The following is a 19,716-nucleotide window of genomic DNA, read 5'->3' on the forward strand; positions in this document are numbered from 1 at the left end:
ATGATTCGCCTCGTGGTCCCGGCGTGGATGGCGCGCGGCGCCGGCGCCATGCTGCTGGCGCTCGCCGCCGGCGGCGCCCTGGCGCAAGGCAATGCGATCGAATCGATCACCGCCAACCAGCAGGGTTCGAACGTCGTCATCAATGTGGCGATGCGCGCGGCGCCCGAGAAGGCGCCGATCGGCTTCTCGATCACCAACCCGGCGCGCATCGCGCTCGACTTCGGCGCCACCGGCAACGCCACCGGCAAGACCTCCCAGGACATCAACCTGGGCGAGGTGCGCGGCGTGAACGTGGTGCAGGCCGGCGAGCGCACCCGCCTGGTGCTGAACCTGACGCGGCCGCTGAACTACGCCACCGCGATCGACGGCAAGTCCGTGATCGTCACCGTGGAAGGCTCGGGCGGCGTGGCCCAGGCCGTGAACGCGGCCGGCATGCCCGCCGCAGCGGCAGCCCCGGCCCAGCCGCGGGCGGCCGCCAGCCGCCAGATGTTGCGCGGCCTCGATTTCCGCCGTGGTAACAACGGTGAAGGCCGCGTCGTGGTCGACCTGCCGAACAGCCAGGTGGCCGTGGACGTGCGCCAGGCCGGCAACCAGATCCATGTCGACTTCCTGCGTACCGGCCTGCCGGAAGCCCTGCGCCGCCGCCTGGACGTGACCGACTTTGGCACCCCGGTGTCGCGCGTGACCACCAGCGCCAACGGCGAGAACGTGCGCATGACCATCGACGCGCAAGGCGCCTGGGAACAGGCGGTCTACCAGAGCGACACCCAGCTGGTGGTTGACGTGCGTCCGATCAAGGAAGACCCGAACAAGCTCGGCCAGGGCACGCAAGGCTACCGCGGCGAGAAGCTGTCCTTCAACTTCCAGAACGTGGAAGTGCGCGCCGCCCTGCAGGCGATCGCCGACATTTCCAGCCTGAACATCATCACCAGCGATTCGGTCACCGGCAACCTGACCCTGCGCCTGCGCGACGTGCCATGGGACCAGGCGCTCGACGTGATCCTGCAGGCCAAGGGCCTGGACATGCGCAAGAACGGCAACGTGCTGTGGATCGCGCCCAAGGAAGAAGTCCTGACCAAGGAAAAGCTCGAACTCGAGCAGCGCGCCCAGATCGCCGAGCTCGAGCCGCTGCGCTCCGAGATCTTCCAGCTGAACTACCAGAAGGCGGAAGCCTTCCGCACCGTGTTCGGCCTGGACGCCAACGGCGGCTCCACCGGCGACAGCAAGAACCGCGTGCTGTCCAAGCGCGGCAGCGCCGTCATCGACCCGCGCACCAACCAGCTGTTCGTGACCGACATCGCGGCCAAGATCGAGGACATCCGCAAGCTGATCCAGAAGACCGACGTCGCCTCGAAGCAGGTGCTGATCGAGGCGCGCCTGGTCGAGGCCAACGACGGCTTCTCGCGCAACCTGGGCGCCAAGCTCGGCTTCGCCGACATGCGCACCATCCGTGGCGGCGACGCGGGCTGGCAGATCAACGGCAACGAGCGCCTGGCCATCGGCGGCAACCTCACCGGCGTGGGCCAGACCACCGGCCAGGTCGAGCTGAGCAACGACAGCTTCAACAACACCACCATGGTGAACCTGCCGGCGGCAGCCATCGGCGGCGTCTCGGCTTCCTCGCTGGCCTTCAGCTTGTTCTCTTCGGCCGCCAACCGCTTCCTGAACCTGGAACTGTCGGCGCTGGAAGCCGACGGCAAGGGCAAGATCATCTCCAGCCCGCGCGTGGTCACCGAAGACAAGCAGATCGCCGTGATCGAGCAGGGTATCGAGCTGCCTTACCAGGTGGCGACCAGCAGCGGCGCGACCTCGATCACCTTCAAGAAAGCCAACCTGCGCCTGGAAGTGACGCCGCAGATCACGCCGGACGGCAACGTGGTGCTGGACGTGGACGTGAACAAGGATTCGAAGGGCGAGGAAACCCGCGCCGGCTTCGCCATCAACACCCAGCACGTCAAGACCAAGGTCATGGTCGAGAACGGCGGCACCGTGGTGCTGGGCGGTATCTACCAGCAGTCCGAGCGCAACAACGAGACCAAGGTCCCGCTGCTGGGCGACGTGCCGGTGCTGGGCCATCTGTTCAAGACCACCGGACGCGAAAATACCAAGACCGAACTGCTGGTGTTCATCACACCAAAGATCGTGACCGAGCGCAGTAGTAACGTGCGCTAATGGTCTCGCCGGCCGGGGAAACCCGGCCGGTTGCCGTTTACCAGGACGGTTTTACCCATACGACATACAACAACAGGAATACGACGTCATGCATCACACTTCAGCACAGGAAGCCCGGACTTCGCTCGGGCGCTTGACCATGATCGCGCTGGTCGCCGCCACGCTGGCCGCCTGCGGCGGCGGCGGCGGTTCGCCGGGCGTCGGCGGCGCCACCGGCAGCCCCGGTACCGGCACCGGCACTCCGACGACGCCGGCCAGCGCGGCCGTCACGGTCGCCTTCGTCAACGCTGCCGGGCAGACCAGCAATACCCTGAGCGGCGCCACCCCGCTGACCGTGCGCGCCACCGTGCTCGACGCCGCCGGCAAGCCGGTGCCGAACGCGCTGGTGTCCTTCGCCACCGATACCAACCTGGCCGTGTTCTCGGCCAGCGCCGGCACCGCGCTGACCGACGCCAGCGGCGTCGCCACCATGACCATGCGTACCGCCAGCCTGTCCGCCAGCGGCGCCGGCAAGGTGACTGTCACCGCCGCCGTGGGCGAGACCACCCTGAGCGGCTCGGCCAACTATTCCGTGGGCGCCACCGCGCTCGCCCTGGGCAACCTGACGGTCAGCCCGGCCAGCATCTCGGCTTACGGCACCACCGAAGTCTCGGTCGACCTCCTGGCGAATGGCGCCAAGTACACCGGCCAGCAGGTCAACGTCAATTTCAGCTCGGCCTGCGCAAGCGCCGGCAAGGCCACCCTGGCCAGCACCGTGGCCACCAACAACGGCACCGCGCGCGCCACCTACCGCGACCTCGGCTGCGGCAACAACGACGTGATCACCGTGTCCTCGGATGCGGCGCCGAGCTCGGCCACCGCGACCCTGGCGATCGCCGCCCCGGCGGCCGCGTCGGTCCAGTTCGTGTCGGCCACCCCGGCCGACCAGTCGATCGTGATCCAGGGGCAGGGCGGCATCAACCGTTCCGAGACCGCGACCCTGAAGTTCAAGGTCATCGACGTGTTCGACCGTCCGCTGGCCGGCAAGCAGGTCAACTTCAGCGTCTCGCCGGCCGGCGTGGTGCGCCTGAACAAGAGCACCGACAGCACCGACCAGAGCGGCGAGGTGATCACCACCGTCAATTCGGGCACCGTGCCGACCTCGTTCCGCGTGACCGCGACCCTGCCCGGCACCGCCTCCGGCGGCCGTCCGGACATCTCGACCAGCTCCGACTCGATCGTCGTGACCACCGGTCAGACCACCCAGCGCGCGATGTCGCTGAGCGTGACCGACCCGAACCCGGAAGGCTGGAACTTCGACAGCGGCACCACCGAACCGGCGACCGTCTTCAACATCCTGCTGGCCGACCAGTTCGGCAATCCGGTGGCCGACGGCACTCCGGTCGTGTTCCAGACCAACCTGGGCGCCATCGGCAGTTCCAGCCGCGGCGGCTGCCTGACCGAGAACGGCGGCTGCTCGGTCGACTTCCGCACCCAGAACCCGCGCGTGGCGATCCCGGGCCAGCCTGCCACGGCCTGCAACAGCGGCGGCGCCGCCGGCGTCAGCGCCGACAGCACCCGTGCGGGCGTGGCGACCATCTGCGCCAGCACGACCGACGGCGTCAGCACCCAGTTCCGCAAGGCGGCGATTTTCTTCAGCGGCAGTTTCGTGCAGAAGGTCTACCTGAACGGCTCGACCACGCCGCTGAACCTCGCGGCCACGACCACGCTCAGCACAGTCTCGTCGGCCCTGGCCAAGACCTTCCGCCTCCAGCTGAACGACTTGAACGATAATCCCTTGCCTTCCGGCACGAAAGTCGAGGTCACCGGCTTGAACAACGCCAGCCTGGTCGACGCCCAGCCGGCCGAGGTGCCGAAGATCTTCCCGCATTCGAGCAGTGGCGACGATCCGACCGGCAACAATATCAGCGGTCCGCAGGGTTCGACGCACGTGTTTTCGCTCAAGAGCCCCAATGCGGCGAACTGCACGGTGGCAACCACGGCGAGCTTCAACGTCAAGGTCACTACGCCGAACGGGAACGTCAGCCTGATTCCGTTCCAGTTCAACTTCAGCTGCCCGTAAGCGCAAGCGAAAACCCCGCAAAACCGAACGGCCAGTCTATACTGGCCGTTTTACTATCTGAGCGGGTCTGGTAGTGCCTCATCCCAAGAACAACAACATCTTCCTCGTCGGCCTGATGGGTGCGGGGAAGACCACCATCGGCAGGCTGCTTGCACGCAAACTGAACAAACGCTTCGTGGATTCGGACCATGAGATCGAAGCGCGCACCGGCGCCTCGATTCCGTGGATCTTCGAGATCGAGGGCGAAGGCTGTTTCCGGCGCCGCGAGGCGGACGTGATCCGCGACCTGACCGCCCAGCACGACCTGGTACTGGCCACCGGCGGCGGCGCCGTGCTCAATCCGGCCAGCCGGGCCCTGCTGGCCGAGCGCGGCACCGTGGTCTACCTGCGCGCCTCGATCAACAGCGTCCTGCAGCGCACCGCCCACGACAAGAACCGCCCGCTGCTGCAGACCGCGGACCCGCGCGCGAAACTCGAGGAACTGCTGGCCCAGCGCGACCCCCTGTACCGCGAGATTGCCGACCTGGTCATCGACACCGGCCGTCCTAACGTACAATCGATGGTACAGACCATATTGGACCAGATCGAAGCGCTGGAAGCAGCACGGGCGCGGCGGCTGGCGAAGACATCGATGAACGAACAGGCACACCTCACCCTCAACGTCGAACTCGGCGACCGCAGCTATCCGATCGTGATCGGCCCCCACCTGCTGGACGACGGCGCGCTGCTGGGCCGCCACATCGGCTCCGGCAAGGCCGCCATCGTCACCAACACCACCATCGCGCCGCTCTACCTCGAGCGCGTGGCCGGCCACCTGCGCGCCGCCGGTGTCGAGGTGGTCGAGATCGTGCTGCCGGACGGCGAGGAGCACAAGAACTGGCAGTCGCTGAACCTGGTGTTCGACGCGCTGCTGGCCGCCAAGTGCGACCGCAAGACCACCCTGGTGGCCCTGGGCGGCGGCGTGATCGGCGACCTGACCGGCTATGCGGCCGCCAGCTACATGCGCGGCGTGCCCTTCGTGCAGATCCCGACGACCCTGCTGTCGCAGGTCGATTCCTCGGTGGGCGGCAAGACCGGCATCAACCACCCGATGGGCAAGAACATGATCGGCGCCTTCTACCAGCCGCGCGCGGTGCTGGCCGACACCGCCACCCTCGACACCCTGCCGGCGCGCGAGCTGTCGGCCGGCCTGGGCGAGGTGATCAAGCATGGCGCCATCCTCGACGCCGCCTATTTCGAGTGGATCGAGCAGAACATCGCCAAGCTGGTCGCGCGCGACCCGGAAGCGCTGGCGCACGCGATCGCGCGCTCCTGCGAGATCAAGGCCGAAGTCGTGCGCAAGGACGAGCGCGAAGGCGGCCTGCGCGCGGTGCTGAACTTCGGCCACACCTTCGGCCACGCGATCGAATCGGGCCTGGGCTATGGCGCATGGCTGCACGGCGAAGCGGTCGGCTGCGGCATGGTGATGGCGGCCGACCTGTCGGCGCGCCTTGGCCTGGTCGACGAGACCACCGTCGAACGCGTGCGCAAGCTGGTGGCCGCGACCGGCCTGCCGACCGTGGCGCCCGACCTGGGCGAGGCGCGCTGGATCGAGCTGATGGCGGTCGATAAAAAGAACGAGGGCGGCGAGATCCGCTTCATCCTCCTGAAACCCCTGGGCAGCCCGTCCATCGCCACCGTGCCGCTGGACACCCTGCGCGCCACCCTGGCGGCCTGCACGGCATGATGGACTTCGACGCCCACCTCGCAGAGTATGCGGCGCACTCGTCGAAGTCGCGCGGGCGTCGCTACCCGGAACCGGCCCCGGGCTCGCGCAGCGAGTTCCAGCGCGACCGCGACCGCATCATCCACTCGACGGCCTTCCGCCGCCTCGAGTACAAGACCCAGGTCTTCCTCAACCACGAGGGCGACCTGTTCCGCACCCGCCTGACCCATAGCATCGAAGTGGCGCAGATCGGCCGCACCCTGGCGCGCAGCCTGCGCCTGAACGAGGACCTGGTCGAGGCCACCGCGCTGGCCCACGACCTGGGCCACACGCCTTTCGGCCACGTCGGCCAGGACGTGCTCAACGAATGCATGCGCGACTACGGCGGCTTCGAGCACAACCTGCAAAGCCTGCGCGTGGTGGACCACCTGGAAGAGCATTACGGCGCCTTCGACGGCCTGAACCTGAGCTTCGAGACGCGCGAGGGCATCCTCAAGCACTGCTCGCTCACCAATGCGCGCCAGCTGGGCGAATTGGGCCAGCGCTTCATCGACAAGACCCAGCCCAGCCTGGAAGCGCAGCTGACCAACCTGGCCGACGAGATCGCGTACAACAACCACGACATCGACGACGGCCTGCGTTCAGGCCTGCTGACGATGGCGCAGATGGAAGAGGTGGAGCTGTTTGCGCGCCACCGCCATGCGGTGGAGGCGCAGTATCCGGGCTTGCCGGGGCGGCGCGCGCTGTACGAGACGATCCGCCTGATGATCACGGCGATGACGGCCGACCTGGTGGACACCACGGCGGCGCGCCTGCTGGATGCAGCGCCCAGGAGCATCGACGACGTGCGCGCCGCGCCGCCCCTGGTCCGTTTCTCCGACGCGATGCGCGCCGAGACCACGGCGCTCAAACGCTTCCTGCACGCGAATTTGTACCGCCACTTCCAGGTCAACCGCATGCGCGTGAAGGCCAGCCGCGTGGTGCGCGAGCTCTTCGACGCCTTCATGGCGGACCCGGTACTGCTGCCGCCGGATTACCAGGTGCAGGGCGATGTGATGAAGCAGGCGAGGAAGATTGCGGATTACATTGCGGGGATGACGGACCGGTATGCGATCCGGGAGCACAAGCGGATATTTTCGCTGGATCAGTTTTGATTGGGCTGCAGGGTTGCACGCAAACTTGGGTCCCCGCCTTCGCGGGGATGACGTTTCAAGGTACGTAGCCTCAAGACCGTCATCCCCGCGCAGGCGGGGACCCAAGTTTCGTAGAACAGCCACTCAAACAAACAAACTCGGCCTTCCCAACTCCACCAGCAGTTTCTTGACCGGCGCCGGCAGCGGCGCCTCGCCGATCGCATCCAGCTTCCACCACAGATGCCGTCCGGTAGCGCCCCCGCGCGAGACGAGCCTCACCACGAACGGCGCGATATGCAGCTTGTAGTGCGTGAACACATGCACCAGATGCCCCAGCGCCTGCACCTCTTCGACGGCCCCGAACTGCGCCGCTTCCGCAGCAATCCGCGCCGTGTCGTAGTGGTCGGCTTCCTCATCCACCGCCACATGCCCGCCGACTTCCGGCAGCGACATCAAGCCGCCCCAGATCCCGGTCCCCGGCCGTTGTTCCAGCAGCACCTGCCCGTTGTCGATGACGACCAGCAGCGCCGTGCGCTTCTCCGGCGTCGCCTTTTTCGGCTTGCGCACCGGCAGCTCCGCCGTGCGGCCGGTAGCATAGGCCACGCAGCGTGCCTGCAGCGGGCAGCGGCCGCAGTCGGGTTTCGAGCGCGTGCACAGCGTGGCCCCCAGGTCCATCAGGCCCTGGGTGTACGCCTCCATGCCCTCGCCGGCGGGCAGCAGGGCGTCCGCACGCCGCCACAGCGCATCTTCGACCGGCTTGGCGCCGGGATAGGCGTCGATGCCGAATACCCGCGCGAACACGCGCTTGACGTTCCCGTCCAGGATCGCGGCGCGCGCGCCGCTGGAAAACGCGGCGATCGCCGCCGCCGTGGAGCGCCCGATGCCCGGAAGCCCGGCCAGCAGGGCCGGATCGCTGGGAAACACGCCGCCGAAGTCCGCAACCACGCGCTTGGCGCAGGCGTGCAGGTTGCGTGCCCGCGTGTAGTAACCGAGGCCGCTCCAATGAGCCATTACATCCTCGGACGGCGCCTCGGCCAGCGCCTGCACCGTCGGGAAGCGCTCCAGGAAGCGCCCGTAGTAGCCCAGCACCGCGGCGACCTGGGTCTGCTGCAGCATGATCTCGGACAGCCAGATGCGGTAGGCGTCGCGCGTGTTTTGCCAGGGCAGGGTGTGGCGGCCGTGCGCGCGTTGCCAGCCGATCACCGCTTGCGAAAACGTCGGGTCGGCCAGGTCGTCGAATTCGGTCAGTCGCTTCATGCGGCGGCCCTCCGTTCAGCCGCCTCGGCATCGAGGCTGGCGCTGACCTGCGCCGCCATGTCGGCCAGACAGGCGCGGGTGCGTTCGAGTTCGGCCTGGCTGGTTTCGAAGGCCGCGATCTTCTGCTCCAGGCTGTCGGTCGCCTCGAAGATGCGCTCGATCGAGGCCTGGCGGTGGCGCAGCTGGTCGCGGTGCTGGCGGATCTGCGCTTCCAGCGGCGCCATGATCACCTTGAGCCAGTTCTCCGCGTCCAGGTTGGCGGCGCGGAAGGCGCGCCGCACGCGCGACGCGATCGAGTCGAAGAAGCGCTCGAGCAGGGTCGCGCGGCTGGTCATCAGGAGGGTGGCGGTGCCGAACTGCTTGGCGAACAAGGCCTCGATCTGGTCCATCTCCTCGCGGTAGCGCGCCAGGGACAGCGACATCGGCAGGTTCAGCGCCAGGCCGTGCTCGGCCGAGAACTTGCGGTACATCGAGTCCATCATGGCGCCGATCTCGTCGATCTTGGCCTGGGACGCGTCCAGGGTGGCGCGCAGCAGCTCGAAATAGGTGCGCACCGGCGCGCGCATGCCGGTGGCGAAGCGCGCCGCCTGCATCGCCGCGCGCACCGACTCGGTCTGCTCCTGCACCACGTCCATGCCGAGCGTCGTGTACAGCTCCGTCGACAGGCGCGCGAACACGGCGCGCGTGCCCTGCAGCTTGAACAGGCTGGCGTCGAATTCCTTCTTCTCGGCCTCGACCCGGCGCATCATGTGGGCGATCACGCCCTGGTTCTTGCCGCGCAGGCTCTTGAGTTCCTGCTGCTGCTCGACCAGGTCGCGCAGGCGGGCGTTCGACAGCGCCTGCTGGCCGGCCAGGATGGCCTCGAGGTCGGCGCGCAGCTGGCGCGCGATGATCTCCTTGCGCGCGGGGATCAGGTCGTGGAACAGGGCCGCTTCGAGCGCGCCCAGGCGGCTCTTCTCGAACAGGGCCAGGTCGCCGTTGATCTTGCCGACCAGGGCCTTCTGCGCCGACACCGGATACACGCGCGCCGGATCCAGGCCCAGCAGCTGGGCCACGCCGCGCTGCTGGCGCGCGATCTCGGCGTCGTTGTCGACGCCGCTTTTCAGCTCGTCCCACATGGCGTCGATCTTGTTCAGCACCGCCAGCCGGCCCGGCCCGGCGCCGATGTGGGTGCGCCAGACTTCGATGTCGCTCTTGGTCACGCCGGTCTCGGCGGCCAGGATGAACAGCACCGCGTGCGCGTTCGGAATCAGGTTCAGGGTCAGTTCCGGCTCGGTGCCGATGGCGTTCAGGCCCGGGGTGTCGAGGATCACCAGCCCCTGCTTGAGCAGCGGGTGGGGCAGGTTGATGATGGCGTGGCGCCATTGCGGGATCTCGACCGTGCCGTCCGGGCCCAGGCCGGCGGTCAGGTCGGGGTCGGCCGGGTCGTACAGGCCGTAGCGCTCGGCCTCGGCCTGGGGCACCTGGCGGGTCTGGCTGACCTGGCGCAGGCTGGCGCTCATGCGCTCGGGCGCGTCCAGGTCCAGCGGCAGCACGGTCCAGGCGCCGGCATCCTCGCGGAAGTCGCTGGTCGAGAGCTGCTGGGCGCGCGTCTCGATTGGCAGCAGGCGGATGCAGGGCGGCAGCGCCGGATCCCACAGCAGCTCGGTCGGACACATGGTGGTGCGCCCGGCGCTGGAAGGCAGGATGCGCTGGCCGTAGTCGGCGAAGAACAGGGCGTTGATCAGCTCGGTCTTGCCGCGCGAAAATTCTGCCACGAAGGCGACCGAGAGCCGGTCATCGCGCAGGCGCGCCAGCGCCCGCGCCAGCTGCTGCTCGCCGGCGCCATCGATCAGCGACGCATCCTGCAGCGCCGCGCCGTAGCCGTCCAGCGCGGCGGCCACCTGTGCACGCCATGCTCCATACTGTTGAAAATCCTGCATCTTTGCCTGCCTGTCAAGTCGAGCCTAGCGCTGGCACTGCGCGCAGTAGAAGGTCGAGCGCTGGCCCTGCTTGATCTGGCGGACCGGCGCCCCGCAGTTTCGGCAAGGCACTCCAGCACGATCATAGACGAAATATGTCTGCTGGAAATATCCAGACTGACCATTTACGGCAATAAAGTCACGCAGGGTGGAGCCGCCTTGCACGATGGCGGCCGCCAGGATCTCCTTGATGGCCTCGGCCAGCTTGTCGTAGCGGGCCCGGCTGATGCGCGAGGCCGCGGTCTTCGGACTGATGCCGGCCCGGAACAGGCTTTCGCAGGCGTAGATGTTGCCGACCCCGACCACGATGTCCCCTGCCAGCAGTACCTGCTTGATCGGTGCATTGCGGCGCCGCGTCTCCCGGTGCAGGAGGGCGCCCGAAAAGCCCTCGCCCAGCGGTTCCACGCCCAGGCCGCGCAGCAATGCATGCTCGTCCAGCGGCCCGGCGTCGTTGCCGTGCCAGAGCACCGCCCCGAATCGGCGCGGATCGTGCAGGCGCAGCACCTGGCGGCCTTCCGGCCCGCTGACGACGAGGTCGACATGGTCGTGCTTGCGCGGCTCGATGCCGGGCGGGAGCACGCGCAGGTGGCCGGACATGCCCAGGTGGACGATCAGGGTGCCGTGTTCGAAGCAGATCAAGAGATATTTGCCGCGCCGGTCGGTGTGTGTGATACGGCGCCCGGCGAGCAGTTCCGACAGGCCCGGCGGGAAGGGCCAGCGCAGGCCTTCGCGGCGGAAAATCGCCTGCTCGACGATGCGGCCTTCGATATGGGGCGCGACACCGCGCCGGGTGACTTCTACTTCTGGCAATTCGGGCATGGGGGAGGGGATTCGTGTAAAGTTGGCGCAGTAGAGCGAGGAGCTGGAAAGCCGTGGCGGCGCCGGCTTGAGCGTAGAATCAGACATCATCTCAGACCGTGGACTTGCCTTGGAAAACGCTTTCGTCATTGTAACCCTGTCCGGCCTCCTGACGGCGTGTGCTGTCGCGCCGCAACAGCAACTGCAGCAGCCGGTGGCGTCTGTCAAGGAAGAGGCGGTCCCGCTCGCCCAGGAGCAGGCGGAAGATCTCGCGCTGGACGAGGAGGAAACCCTGGCCAAGGCCCGTGCCGAACTCGAGGCGCGCCTGCCCAAGGTCGAGCTCAGCAGCACCATGCTCTACCAGCTGATGAAGGCCGAATTCGAATTCCGCACCGGCGAATGGCAGGGCCCCTACCTGACGATGCTGAGCCTGGCCCAGCAGACCCGCGATCCGCGCCTGGCGCGCCGCGCCGCCGAGATGGCGGTGGCCGCCAAGCAGGCCGACGACACCCTGGCCGCGGTGCGCCTCTGGCACGATCTGGACCCCGAGTCCGAGGAAGCGACCCAGTATTTCGTCGGCATGGTGGTCACGTCCGAGAACATCGCCGATATCGAGCCGATTTTCGAAAAACGCCTGCGCGAGGCCACGCCCGGACGGCGCGGCCTGCTGATGTTCCAGATGCAGCAGCTGCTGACCCGGGCCAAGGACAAGGACGCGGCCGGCGCGATGCTGGAGCGCCTGATCGCGCCCTATGGCGAGACCATGGAAGCGCGCATCGTGCGCGCCCAGTCCTTGCTAGCGCGCGGCGACAAGGCCGGCGCCCAGCAGCAGGCGCGCGCGGCCCTGGCCGCCAAGCCCGATTCCGAGATCGCCGCCCTGATGCTGGCCCAGGCCATCGAGGACGAAGACCAGATCATGGCGCTGTTCGACCAGTTCCTCAAAAACAACCCGAACGCGCGCGAGGTGCGCGCGGCGCGCGCCCGCATCCTGGTCAACCGCAAGGATTACCCGGCCGCGCGCCAGGAGTTCGAGGTGCTGCTGAAGGACCAGCCGGACAATGTGGCGCACCTGTACGCGATCGGCATCCTGGCCACGCAGATGAACGACGCCATCGGGGCGGAAAACTATTTCACCCGTTTCGTCGAGGTGCTCGGCCGCAATCCGGAAGACGAGCGCGACCCGTCGCGCGCGCTCCTGATCCTGTCGCAGCTGGCGGAGGAGCGGGGCGACCTGAACGGCGCCCTGCAGTGGCTCGACAAGGTGCCCGACGGCACCGACCAGCAGACCCTGTTCAGCAGCCAGCTGCGCCGCGCCCACGTGATCGGCAAGCAGGGCGACCTGAGCAGCGCGCGCCGCCTGCTCGCCGGCCTCAAGACCGAGGACGCGTCCCAGCAGGCCCAGGTGGCCGTGGCCGAATCGCAGCTGCTGCGCGACGCCGGCCGCACCCAGGAGGCCTACAAGCTCATGGAAGCCGCCGCCAAGCGCTTCCCCAAGAACGCCGACCTGCTCTACGACTTCGCCCTGCTGGCCGAGAAGATGGGGCGGGTGGACGTGATGGAACAGCAACTGCGCGAAGTGATGGCGCAGGCGCCGGACAATCACCACGCCTACAACGCCCTCGGCTACTCGCTGGCCGAGCGCAACGTACGCCTGCAGGAAGCCTACGGCCTGATCGCCAAGGCCATGGAGATGGCGCCGGGCGATCCCTTCATCATGGACAGCATGGGCTGGATCCATTACCGGCTGGGCAACCTGGAAGAAGCGGAAAAGCACCTGCGCCGCGCCTATTCCCTGCGGCGCGATCCCGAGATCGCGGTGCACCTGGGCGAAGTGCTGTGGAAGAAGGGCGACAAGCTCGCGGCCCAGCAACTGTGGCGCGAAGCGCGCGCCAAGGATCCGCACAACGATACCCTGCGCACCACGCTGGCGCGGCTTGGGCTGTCCTTGTGAAATAATCTACATTGCACGCGGACATTATTGCGTGCATCCGTAGGGTTGGCGGCTTTGCCGCCGACGCGGTGATCGTGATCGCGCGATCAACCGCCACGGCCGATCCGGCTATGCCTATCACCGCGTCGGCGGCGAAGCCGCCAACCCTACCGAACCTTTACCGATGCTGATTACCCGACGCCTTTCCCTGATCGTTTTCGCCGCCACCCTGGCCGGCTGCGCCACCACCGGCGCCCCCCTGTCCACCGCCACCGTCGGCGCCTACCGCGAAACCATAGACCTGGACGGCAAGCTGTCGGTGAACTACATCAAGGACGGCCGCCAGGAATCGCTCACCGGTAACTTCAGCTGGGAACAGCGCCCCGGCCGCATCGACGTCAGCCTGGCTTCTCCCCTGGGCCAGACCCTGGCCACCATCGCCGTGACGCCGGAAGGCGCGACCCTCACCCAGGCCGACCGCGCGCCGCGCACGGCCGCCGACATCGACAGCCTGACCCAGCAGACCCTGGGCTGGACCCTGCCGGTCTCGGGCCTGCGCGACTGGCTGCAGGGCTATGCGCTAGGCGCCGACGGCAAGCGCTTCGCCGCCTCGCCCGCCAACAACAGCGTGTTGACCAAGGATGGCTGGCGCCTGCGCTTCGTGTCCTGGCAGGACGAGGCCAGCGCCCAGCCGCTGCCGCGCCGCATCGACGCCGAGCGCAGCGCCGCCGGCGACATCCAGGACCTGGCGATCCGCATCGTCATCACTCCGGCGGGCTGATCCATGCGTTCGCTGCACCATTGCCCGGCGCCGGCCAAGCTCAATCTGTTCCTGCACGTGGTCGGCCGCCGCGCCGACGGCTACCACCTGCTGCAAAGCGTGTTCCAGCTGATCGACCGCGCCGATACCCTGCATTTCGACCTGCGCGAGGACGACCAGATCGTCCGCACGACCGAAGTGAAGGGCGTGCCCCAGGAGCAAGACCTGATCGTGCGCGCGCTGCGCCTGCTGCAGGCCGAATACCAGCGCCGCCACGGCCGCCTGCCGCCGGGCATCGATGTCGCGGTCGAGAAGATCCTGCCGATGGGAGGAGGGCTGGGCGGCGGTTCGTCCGACGCGGCCACCGCGCTGATGGCGGCCAACCACCTGTGGCAGGCGGGCTTGAGCCGGCAGGAGCTGATGGATCTCGGCCTGCCGCTTGGCGCCGACATTCCCTTCTTCCTGTTCGGCGAGACGGCGTTCGCGGAAGGGGTGGGCGAGGCGCTGCAGGCGGTGCCGGGTCCCGACTGCTGGTACGTGGTGATCGAGCCGGGCGTCGCGGTGCCGACGCCGGCGATTTTTTCGGCGCCTGATTTGACAAGAAATACCGAGCCCGTCATAATAGCGGACTTTTCCAGCAGCTACGCCGATTCAGGCAGTCGGTTGAGCTTCGGAAAGAATGATTTGCAGGACGTGGCCATGCGCCTGTTCCCGCCGGTAGCAGAGGCGGCTGAATGGTTGGGCGGCTACGGCGATGCCAGGATGACTGGCTCAGGGGCGTGCGTGTTCTGCGCGTTCTCCAGCGAAGCCGCTGCCGACCAGGTGTTGGCGGCCATGCCAGGAAAGTGGACGGCATGGAAGGCGAGGTCGCTGAAGAGTCACCCACTGATGAAATCGCTCTTGCAAAATCAGTGAGTTATAGAATAAAATCCTGCCTGTCGACGCGTTAGACGCTACAATGTAGAACGCAGCGACAAGCAGTAAAGTTCGTGTAGGGGAATCGCCAAGCTGGTTAAGGCACCGGATTTTGATTCCGGCATACCAAGGTTCGAATCCTTGTTCCCCTGCCAAAGTTTTCTTGATCTGTCGATGCGAATGCGTCCAGCAAGGAAACCCCGGCGGCGACAACGCCCGCCACAAGCCTAATCAGCCGGACTTTTCCGGCTGATTGTTTTTCCAGATCAAACCTTCATCTCTTGGGACTCCCATGGCTTACGAAAACCTGATGGTTTTTACCGGCAATGCCAATCCGGCACTAGCAGAAGGGGTCGCAAAAAACCTCGGTATCCCTCTCGGCAAGGCCGTGGTTTCGAAGTTCTCTGACGGCGAAGTCATGGTCGAAATCAACGAGAACGTTCGTGGCAAGGACGTGTTCGTTCTGCAGTCGACCTGTGCTCCCACCAATGACAACCTGATGGAAATCATCCTGATGGTTGACGCGCTCAAGCGCGCGTCGGCGGGCCGCATCACCGCCGCCATTCCTTATTTCGGCTATGCCCGCCAGGATCGTCGTCCGCGTTCGGCGCGTGTGGCGATCTCGGCCAAAGTCGTGGCCAACATGCTGGAAGAAGCCGGCGTCGAGCGCGTCCTGATCATGGACCTGCACGCGGACCAGATCCAGGGCTTCTTCGACATCCCAGTCGACAACATCTACGCTTCCCCGATCCTGCTGGGCGACCTGCAGAAGCGCAACTACGACGACCTGCTGGTCGTGTCGCCGGACGTCGGCGGCGTGGTGCGCGCCCGTGCGCTGGCGAAGCGCCTGGGCTGCGACCTGGCGATCATCGACAAGCGCCGCCCGAAGGCGAACGTGTCGGAAGTCATGAACATCATCGGTGAAGTCGAAGGCCGCAACTGCGTGATCATGGACGACATGGTCGACACCGCAGGCACGCTGTGCAAGGCTGCCGAAGTGCTGAAAGAGCGCGGCGCCAAGAAAGTGGTTGCTTACTGTACGCACCCGGTGCTGTCGGGCCCGGCGATCGAGCGTATCTCGAACTCGCCGCTGGACGAACTGGTCGTCACCGACACCATCCCGCTGAGCGCCGCCGGCGCCGCCTGCACCAAGATCCGCCAACTCACCAGCGCACCGCTGCTGGCCGAGACCTTCAAGCGGATCGTGAAGGGCGACTCGGTGATCTCGCTGTTCGTCGACTAAGCACGACCGCTGGATTTTTCGCGGCGCGCCTGGCTGAAGAGCCGGCGCGCCGTTGATGTAAGTAATATTCGTATTCTTGAGTGCGCTGTACGGCGCTCATTTCTGGCTGTCCCTGGTCGCGGGGATGGCCGCCACTCTGGGCAACCGGGCCGGGGAAGGTTCTCCGGCATGCGGGGCCCGTTTATTTTTGGAGTTTCACATGAAAGTAGTCGCATTCAACCGCACTCAGCAGGGGACCGGAGCGAGCCGCCGCCTGCGCAACGCTGGCCAGACCCCAGGCATCATCTACGGTGGCGCCGATGCCCCGCAACTGATCGCCCTGGACGGCAACGCGTTGTACCACGCGCTCAAGAAAGAAGCTTTCCACGGTTCGATCCTGGACCTCGAAATCGACGGCAAGGCCCAGCAAGTCCTGCTGCGCGACTTCCAGATGCACGCATACAAGCAACTGGTCCTGCACGCTGACTTCCAGCGCGTCGACGCATCGAAGCCGATCCACACCAAGGTCACCCTGCACTTCGTCAACGCCGAGATCTCGCCGGCCGTCAAGCTGAACAGCGCTGTCATCTCGCACGTGCTGAACGAGCTGGACGTCGCCTGCCTGCCGGGCAAGCTGCCTGAGTTCATCGAAGTCGACCTGAGCAAGCTGGAAGCCGGCCAGTCGGTCCACGTGAGCGACCTGACCCTGCCGGAAGGCGTGACCGCGCTGACCCACGGTCAAGACCTGACCATCGCCACCTCGACCATCCCGCGTGGCGCGGCATCGGCTGAAGCCGCTGCTGAGTAATACCTTTCTTGCGGGCCGCTGCGGCGGCTTGCTGGATACCGAAACCCGCCGCGGCCTCGCCCGGCGGGTTTTTTTGTTTGGACGCCCGCGGAATCACACCGGACGAACGGATGCCGGCGCCGGCCACATCGCCAACCCAAAAACCGTCACCCCCGCGAAGGCGGGGGCCCAAGTTTGCAGCCAGCCCGCGGCACCGAAGAGCACCAATTAGGCCCCACGCCCCCTTTGAGCGATAATCGCTTTTTTCCTCAAACGAACCCAGCATGTCCATTCGCCTGATCGTCGGCCTCGGCAACCCCGGCCCCGAATACGAACAAACCCGCCACAACGCCGGCTTCTGGCTGGTCGACAACCTGGCCAATTCGCTGCCGGGCTGCCGCCTGCAGCGCGAAGCGCGCTTCAACGCCATGGTCGCCAAGACCCGTATCGCCGGCAACGAAGTGTGGCTGCTCGAGCCCCTGACCTACATGAATCGCTCCGGCCAGTCGGTCGGCGCCCTGGCGCGCTTCTACAAGATCAATCCGGACGAAATCCTGGTCGTGCACGACGAGCTCGACATGCTGCCCGGCGTCGCCAAGCTCAAGAAAGGCGGTTCGTCCGGCGGCCACAACGGCCTGAAGGACATCACGTCCGCCCTCGGCACCCAGGATTACTGGCGCCTGCGCCTGGGCATCGGCCACCCGCGCAGCCTCAACCTGCAGCAGGGCGTGGCCGACTTCGTGCTGCACCGCCCGCGCCGCGAAGAACAGATCTTGATCGAGGAATCGATCGACAAGAGCCTGCGCATCATTCCGCTCGCCTGCGAAGGCAAGCTGGACGTGGCAACCATGCAGCTGCACACCAACTAGCGGTCTCCCGCGGGTTTCACATCCTGGGCATAGTAGTAGTCGCGCACCGCCGTGTAACCCGCATGGGCGCCGAACAAGAAGGCCATTACCCAGACGAGTACGATCGCGGAAGCTGTGATGTACACCCCGTTGGGGTCCTTGGTGAAAAATTCCATCTGTGGCTACCTGTCGAAAGAATGCGCCCCCCATGCGGCGCCTGTCGGCTTCAGTGTACGAGGCCTATGGCGCTCGCAGCAAGCTGGCGATTCTGCCAGGGACAGCCTCGGCTCTTCTGCTCAGCTTTTCTCGATCACCACCTGCGTCCGCAGGTCGCGCATGATTCTTTCCAGCGCCGGCCGCATGCGCCGGTAGTCGTCCGGCGAGCAGGTCGCTTGCGTGTGCCGGAACTGCAGGCGGCGCGTCACCGATACCGTATTGCCGCGCCGCGCATAGCGTGAGCGGTAGGCAAAATTCCCATCCTCGACCGCCAGCGGACGCGGCAGCGCCAGCACCCGCGCGCGCGGCGGCAGGCGGAACTGCAGCTCATCCTCGGCGTCGATGGCCGGGCAGACGAAGTCCTGCCGGCGCTCCGGTTCCTGGATGAAGCCGGACACCGCATCGCCCAGCCCGCCCCAGAAGTTGTAGGTGGTCGCCAGGCCGACCGGCCCCGGGAAGTGGGCGAAGGCCCCGCTGCTGCCCGAGAACGAGAGCGTGTAGTCGTCGCTCGCGCCGTCGGTGTCGCCCGGCTCGAACACGCCCGCTCCCTGCTGTCCCAAGCCCTGCAGCATGCGCTCGACGAAGCGCTCGCGCTCGGCCTGCGGGGTGGCGCGCACCACGCGCCGGTAGGGCTCGGCCGAGGCGCCGCTGCTGGTGCGCGTGACCTTGAAGCGGCTGCTGCCGTCGGCCAGGATGTCGAAGCGGGTGCTGGTCCGGCTGCGCGAGGGCTGCCAGCTTGGCGTCATGGCGAAGGCGCCGCTATTGCTCAGCAGGACAGGCTTGCCGAGCAGGGCGGGCGGCAGGAATCCGCCCGCCACCGATTCGGCGGTCGGGTCCAGGAACAGCTGCAGGGCGGGGATGTAGACGATCGCATGGTTCAGCACGCCCAAGGTGGGTACTTCCGGCAGGCGGTAGGCGTCGCCGTTGTTGACCAGCCCGGCCGTCGCCTCGATGCCGCTGGCGCGCAGCAGCGCTTCGAGCAGGGCGGCGTGGTCCTTGCAGTCGCCGTAGCGGTTGATCAGGACGCTGGACGCCTCATGCGGCACCACCCCGCCCGGGCCGAGGTAGACGCCGACGTAGCGGATGTTCCGCCGCACCCAGTTCGACAGCGCCACGGCGCGCGCCTGCGGGTCGGCGATGCCGCGCGTGACCGAGGCGGCCAGGGCGGCGATGTTGGTATTGGGAAGAGCCTTGGCGGCGGCGCGCGCATGATAGGCGCGTGCGAAAGCCGCGTAGTCGGGGAAGGTGGAGACGGCCAGGCGCTTGCCGTAGTCCAGATAGCTGACCGAGTCGAGCTCGATGCGGGCATTCTCGCCGTCCACGTAACGCCACTGGTAGCGCCGGCGCCCGGGCGGGCTCGCGTCCGGCTGCGGCGCGAAGCCGGCGGCGTCGGCATAGAGCGTCATCCCCGGCGGCATGTCGTAGATCAGGCGGTAGTCGCGGTGGGGGTGGAAGCGCGCCGAAGACAGGTCTTCGAACTGGCCGGGGAAGAGCGGCGTGTGGCGCCGCAGCACGTAGCGCACCGCCACCCGGTCGCCGGGCTGCACGTCCGGGAACACGATGATTTTCAAGCGCGTGTCCTGGAACATGGGCGCTTCCACGCTCGCGCTTTCCTGCTGGTCGCGGATCTGGTGCGGCTGCACCGCCAGACGGCGGCCGTCGGCCTTTTCGGTATGGGCGTCGATGGCAACGACTGCGTCGAGCGACTGGTTGTAGCCGATGTAGTACTGCGCATGATCGCGCACCGCCTCGTGCGCCGCCAGGGTCTTGACCTGCTCGACCGTAAGCAGGTAGCTGCCGTCCGGCTCGACCACGAAATGCTGGACGTAGCGGTCGACGATGACCGAGTGATCGGTGCCGGTGTCGCGTCCGAAGGCCGGATGCGCACACAGCAATAACCACAACAAGGCGACGAGGCGGATGGACATGGGCATTCCCCAAGCACGCGAC

15 protein-coding genes and 1 tRNA gene are annotated in these 19,716 nt (G+C 66.9%); 11 read left to right on the forward strand and 5 right to left on the reverse strand.

All coding sequences use genetic code 11. From position 1 onward, the window contains the following. From pilQ to V7778_RS15430, 4 genes are all read left to right on the forward strand, one after another. A complete protein-coding gene (gene pilQ / locus V7778_RS15415) occupies positions 1 to 2,172 on the forward strand; it encodes a type IV pilus secretin PilQ (RefSeq protein WP_442920729.1) in 2,172 nt (723 codons plus the stop codon). Between the two features lie 88 nt (positions 2,173 to 2,260). Next, the gene (locus V7778_RS15420) at positions 2,261 to 4,234 is read left to right on the forward strand and encodes an Ig-like domain-containing protein (protein WP_335556834.1); all 1,974 of its coding nucleotides are present in this window, start codon (positions 2,261 to 2,263) and stop codon (positions 4,232 to 4,234) included. A 73-nt stretch (positions 4,235 to 4,307) separates the two neighbouring features. Then, complete coding sequence (gene aroKB / locus V7778_RS15425) at positions 4,308 to 5,960, forward strand: bifunctional shikimate kinase/3-dehydroquinate synthase AroKB (RefSeq protein WP_335556836.1); 1,653 nt, start codon at positions 4,308 to 4,310, stop codon at positions 5,958 to 5,960. Next, on the forward strand, positions 5,960 to 7,093 hold the full coding sequence (locus tag V7778_RS15430) for a deoxyguanosinetriphosphate triphosphohydrolase (protein WP_335556894.1): 1,134 nt from the start codon (positions 5,960 to 5,962) through the stop codon (positions 7,091 to 7,093). Before aroKB ends, V7778_RS15430 begins: the two co-directional genes overlap by 1 nt. Before the next feature lie 123 nt (positions 7,094 to 7,216). Here the strand turns inward: V7778_RS15430 and mutY are convergent, their stop codons facing one another. The 3 genes from mutY to mutM are packed head-to-tail and all read right to left on the reverse strand — an operon-like array spanning position 7,217 to position 11,109. Then, complete coding sequence (gene mutY / locus V7778_RS15435; RefSeq protein ID WP_335556838.1) at positions 7,217 to 8,329, reverse strand: A/G-specific adenine glycosylase; 1,113 nt, start codon at positions 8,327 to 8,329, stop codon at positions 7,217 to 7,219. Then, positions 8,326 to 10,251: a dynamin family protein gene (locus tag V7778_RS15440; RefSeq protein ID WP_335556839.1), complete on the reverse strand. Its 1,926-nt coding sequence runs from the start codon at positions 10,249 to 10,251 to the stop codon at positions 8,326 to 8,328. Before V7778_RS15440 ends, mutY begins: the two co-directional genes overlap by 4 nt. Positions 10,252 to 10,275: 24 nt before the next feature. Further along, a complete protein-coding gene (mutM, locus tag V7778_RS15445) occupies positions 10,276 to 11,109 on the reverse strand; it encodes a bifunctional DNA-formamidopyrimidine glycosylase/DNA-(apurinic or apyrimidinic site) lyase (RefSeq protein WP_335556841.1) in 834 nt (277 codons plus the stop codon). Positions 11,110 to 11,218: 109 nt separating this feature from the next. Here mutM and V7778_RS15450 point away from each other — a divergent pair, with 109 nt between their 5' ends. The 7 genes from V7778_RS15450 to pth all read left to right on the forward strand — a co-directional run bounded on the left by V7778_RS15450 (position 11,219) and on the right by pth (position 17,571). Next, positions 11,219 to 13,039, forward strand: a complete 1,821-nt coding sequence (locus V7778_RS15450) for a tetratricopeptide repeat protein (RefSeq protein WP_335556842.1) — start codon at positions 11,219 to 11,221, stop codon at positions 13,037 to 13,039. Positions 13,040 to 13,202: 163 nt separating this feature from the next. Continuing rightward, a complete protein-coding gene (locus tag V7778_RS15455; protein ID WP_335556844.1) occupies positions 13,203 to 13,799 on the forward strand; it encodes an outer membrane lipoprotein LolB in 597 nt (198 codons plus the stop codon). 3 nt (positions 13,800 to 13,802) lie between these two features. Continuing rightward, positions 13,803 to 14,693 (forward strand): 4-(cytidine 5'-diphospho)-2-C-methyl-D-erythritol kinase, encoded by an 891-nt coding sequence (ispE, locus tag V7778_RS15460; protein ID WP_335556846.1) that lies wholly within the window; start codon positions 13,803 to 13,805, stop codon positions 14,691 to 14,693. Positions 14,694 to 14,771: 78 nt separating this feature from the next. After that, a tRNA-Gln gene (locus tag V7778_RS15465) sits at positions 14,772 to 14,848 on the forward strand. Positions 14,849 to 14,985: 137 nt separating this feature from the next. Continuing rightward, complete coding sequence (locus V7778_RS15470; RefSeq protein WP_211520427.1) at positions 14,986 to 15,936, forward strand: ribose-phosphate pyrophosphokinase; 951 nt, start codon at positions 14,986 to 14,988, stop codon at positions 15,934 to 15,936. A 199-nt stretch (positions 15,937 to 16,135) separates the two neighbouring features. After that, positions 16,136 to 16,723, forward strand: coding sequence for a 50S ribosomal protein L25/general stress protein Ctc (locus V7778_RS15475; protein ID WP_335556850.1), 588 nt, complete (start codon positions 16,136 to 16,138; stop codon positions 16,721 to 16,723). A 263-nt stretch (positions 16,724 to 16,986) separates the two neighbouring features. Beyond that, positions 16,987 to 17,571 carry an aminoacyl-tRNA hydrolase gene (gene pth, locus V7778_RS15480; RefSeq protein WP_335556851.1) on the forward strand — a complete coding sequence of 195 codons (585 nt, stop codon included), beginning with the start codon at positions 16,987 to 16,989 and terminating at the stop codon, positions 17,569 to 17,571. Here the strand turns inward: pth and V7778_RS15485 are convergent. Further along, entirely contained in the window at positions 17,568 to 17,726 is a 159-nt protein-coding gene (locus V7778_RS15485) for a hypothetical protein (RefSeq protein ID WP_335556853.1), read from the reverse strand. The genes pth and V7778_RS15485 overlap by 4 nt on opposite strands. Positions 17,727 to 17,846: 120 nt before the next feature. Continuing rightward, the gene (locus V7778_RS15490) at positions 17,847 to 19,694 is read right to left on the reverse strand and encodes a DUF3857 domain-containing transglutaminase family protein (protein WP_335556855.1); all 1,848 of its coding nucleotides are present in this window, start codon (positions 19,692 to 19,694) and stop codon (positions 17,847 to 17,849) included. Between the last annotated feature and the right edge of the window lie 22 nt (positions 19,695 to 19,716).

Origin of the sequence: Massilia sp. DD77, from assembly GCF_036961685.1 — a bacterium.
GTDB lineage: Bacteria > Pseudomonadota > Gammaproteobacteria > Burkholderiales > Burkholderiaceae_D > Telluria.

What these genes read in the sequence shown, in the direction of transcription:
- pilQ (WP_442920729.1), top strand. Translation starts at nt 1, where the DNA reads ATGATTCGCCTCGTGGTCCCGGCGTGGATGGCGCGCGGCGCCGGCGCC.
- V7778_RS15420 (WP_335556834.1), top strand. Translation starts at nt 2,261, where the DNA reads ATGCATCACACTTCAGCACAGGAAGCCCGGACTTCGCTCGGGCGCTTG.
- V7778_RS15430 (WP_335556894.1), top strand. Translation starts at nt 5,960, where the DNA reads ATGGACTTCGACGCCCACCTCGCAGAGTATGCGGCGCACTCGTCGAAG.
- mutY (WP_335556838.1), bottom strand. Translation starts at nt 8,329, where the DNA reads ATGAAGCGACTGACCGAATTCGACGACCTGGCCGACCCGACGTTTTCG.
- V7778_RS15440 (WP_335556839.1), bottom strand. Translation starts at nt 10,251, where the DNA reads ATGCAGGATTTTCAACAGTATGGAGCATGGCGTGCACAGGTGGCCGCC.
- mutM (WP_335556841.1), bottom strand. Translation starts at nt 11,109, where the DNA reads ATGCCCGAATTGCCAGAAGTAGAAGTCACCCGGCGCGGTGTCGCGCCC.
- V7778_RS15455 (WP_335556844.1), top strand. Translation starts at nt 13,203, where the DNA reads ATGCTGATTACCCGACGCCTTTCCCTGATCGTTTTCGCCGCCACCCTG.
- ispE (WP_335556846.1), top strand. Translation starts at nt 13,803, where the DNA reads ATGCGTTCGCTGCACCATTGCCCGGCGCCGGCCAAGCTCAATCTGTTC.
- V7778_RS15470 (WP_211520427.1), top strand. Translation starts at nt 14,986, where the DNA reads ATGGCTTACGAAAACCTGATGGTTTTTACCGGCAATGCCAATCCGGCA.
- V7778_RS15475 (WP_335556850.1), top strand. Translation starts at nt 16,136, where the DNA reads ATGAAAGTAGTCGCATTCAACCGCACTCAGCAGGGGACCGGAGCGAGC.
- pth (WP_335556851.1), top strand. Translation starts at nt 16,987, where the DNA reads ATGTCCATTCGCCTGATCGTCGGCCTCGGCAACCCCGGCCCCGAATAC.
- V7778_RS15485 (WP_335556853.1), bottom strand. Translation starts at nt 17,726, where the DNA reads ATGGAATTTTTCACCAAGGACCCCAACGGGGTGTACATCACAGCTTCC.
- V7778_RS15490 (WP_335556855.1), bottom strand. Translation starts at nt 19,694, where the DNA reads ATGTCCATCCGCCTCGTCGCCTTGTTGTGGTTATTGCTGTGTGCGCAT.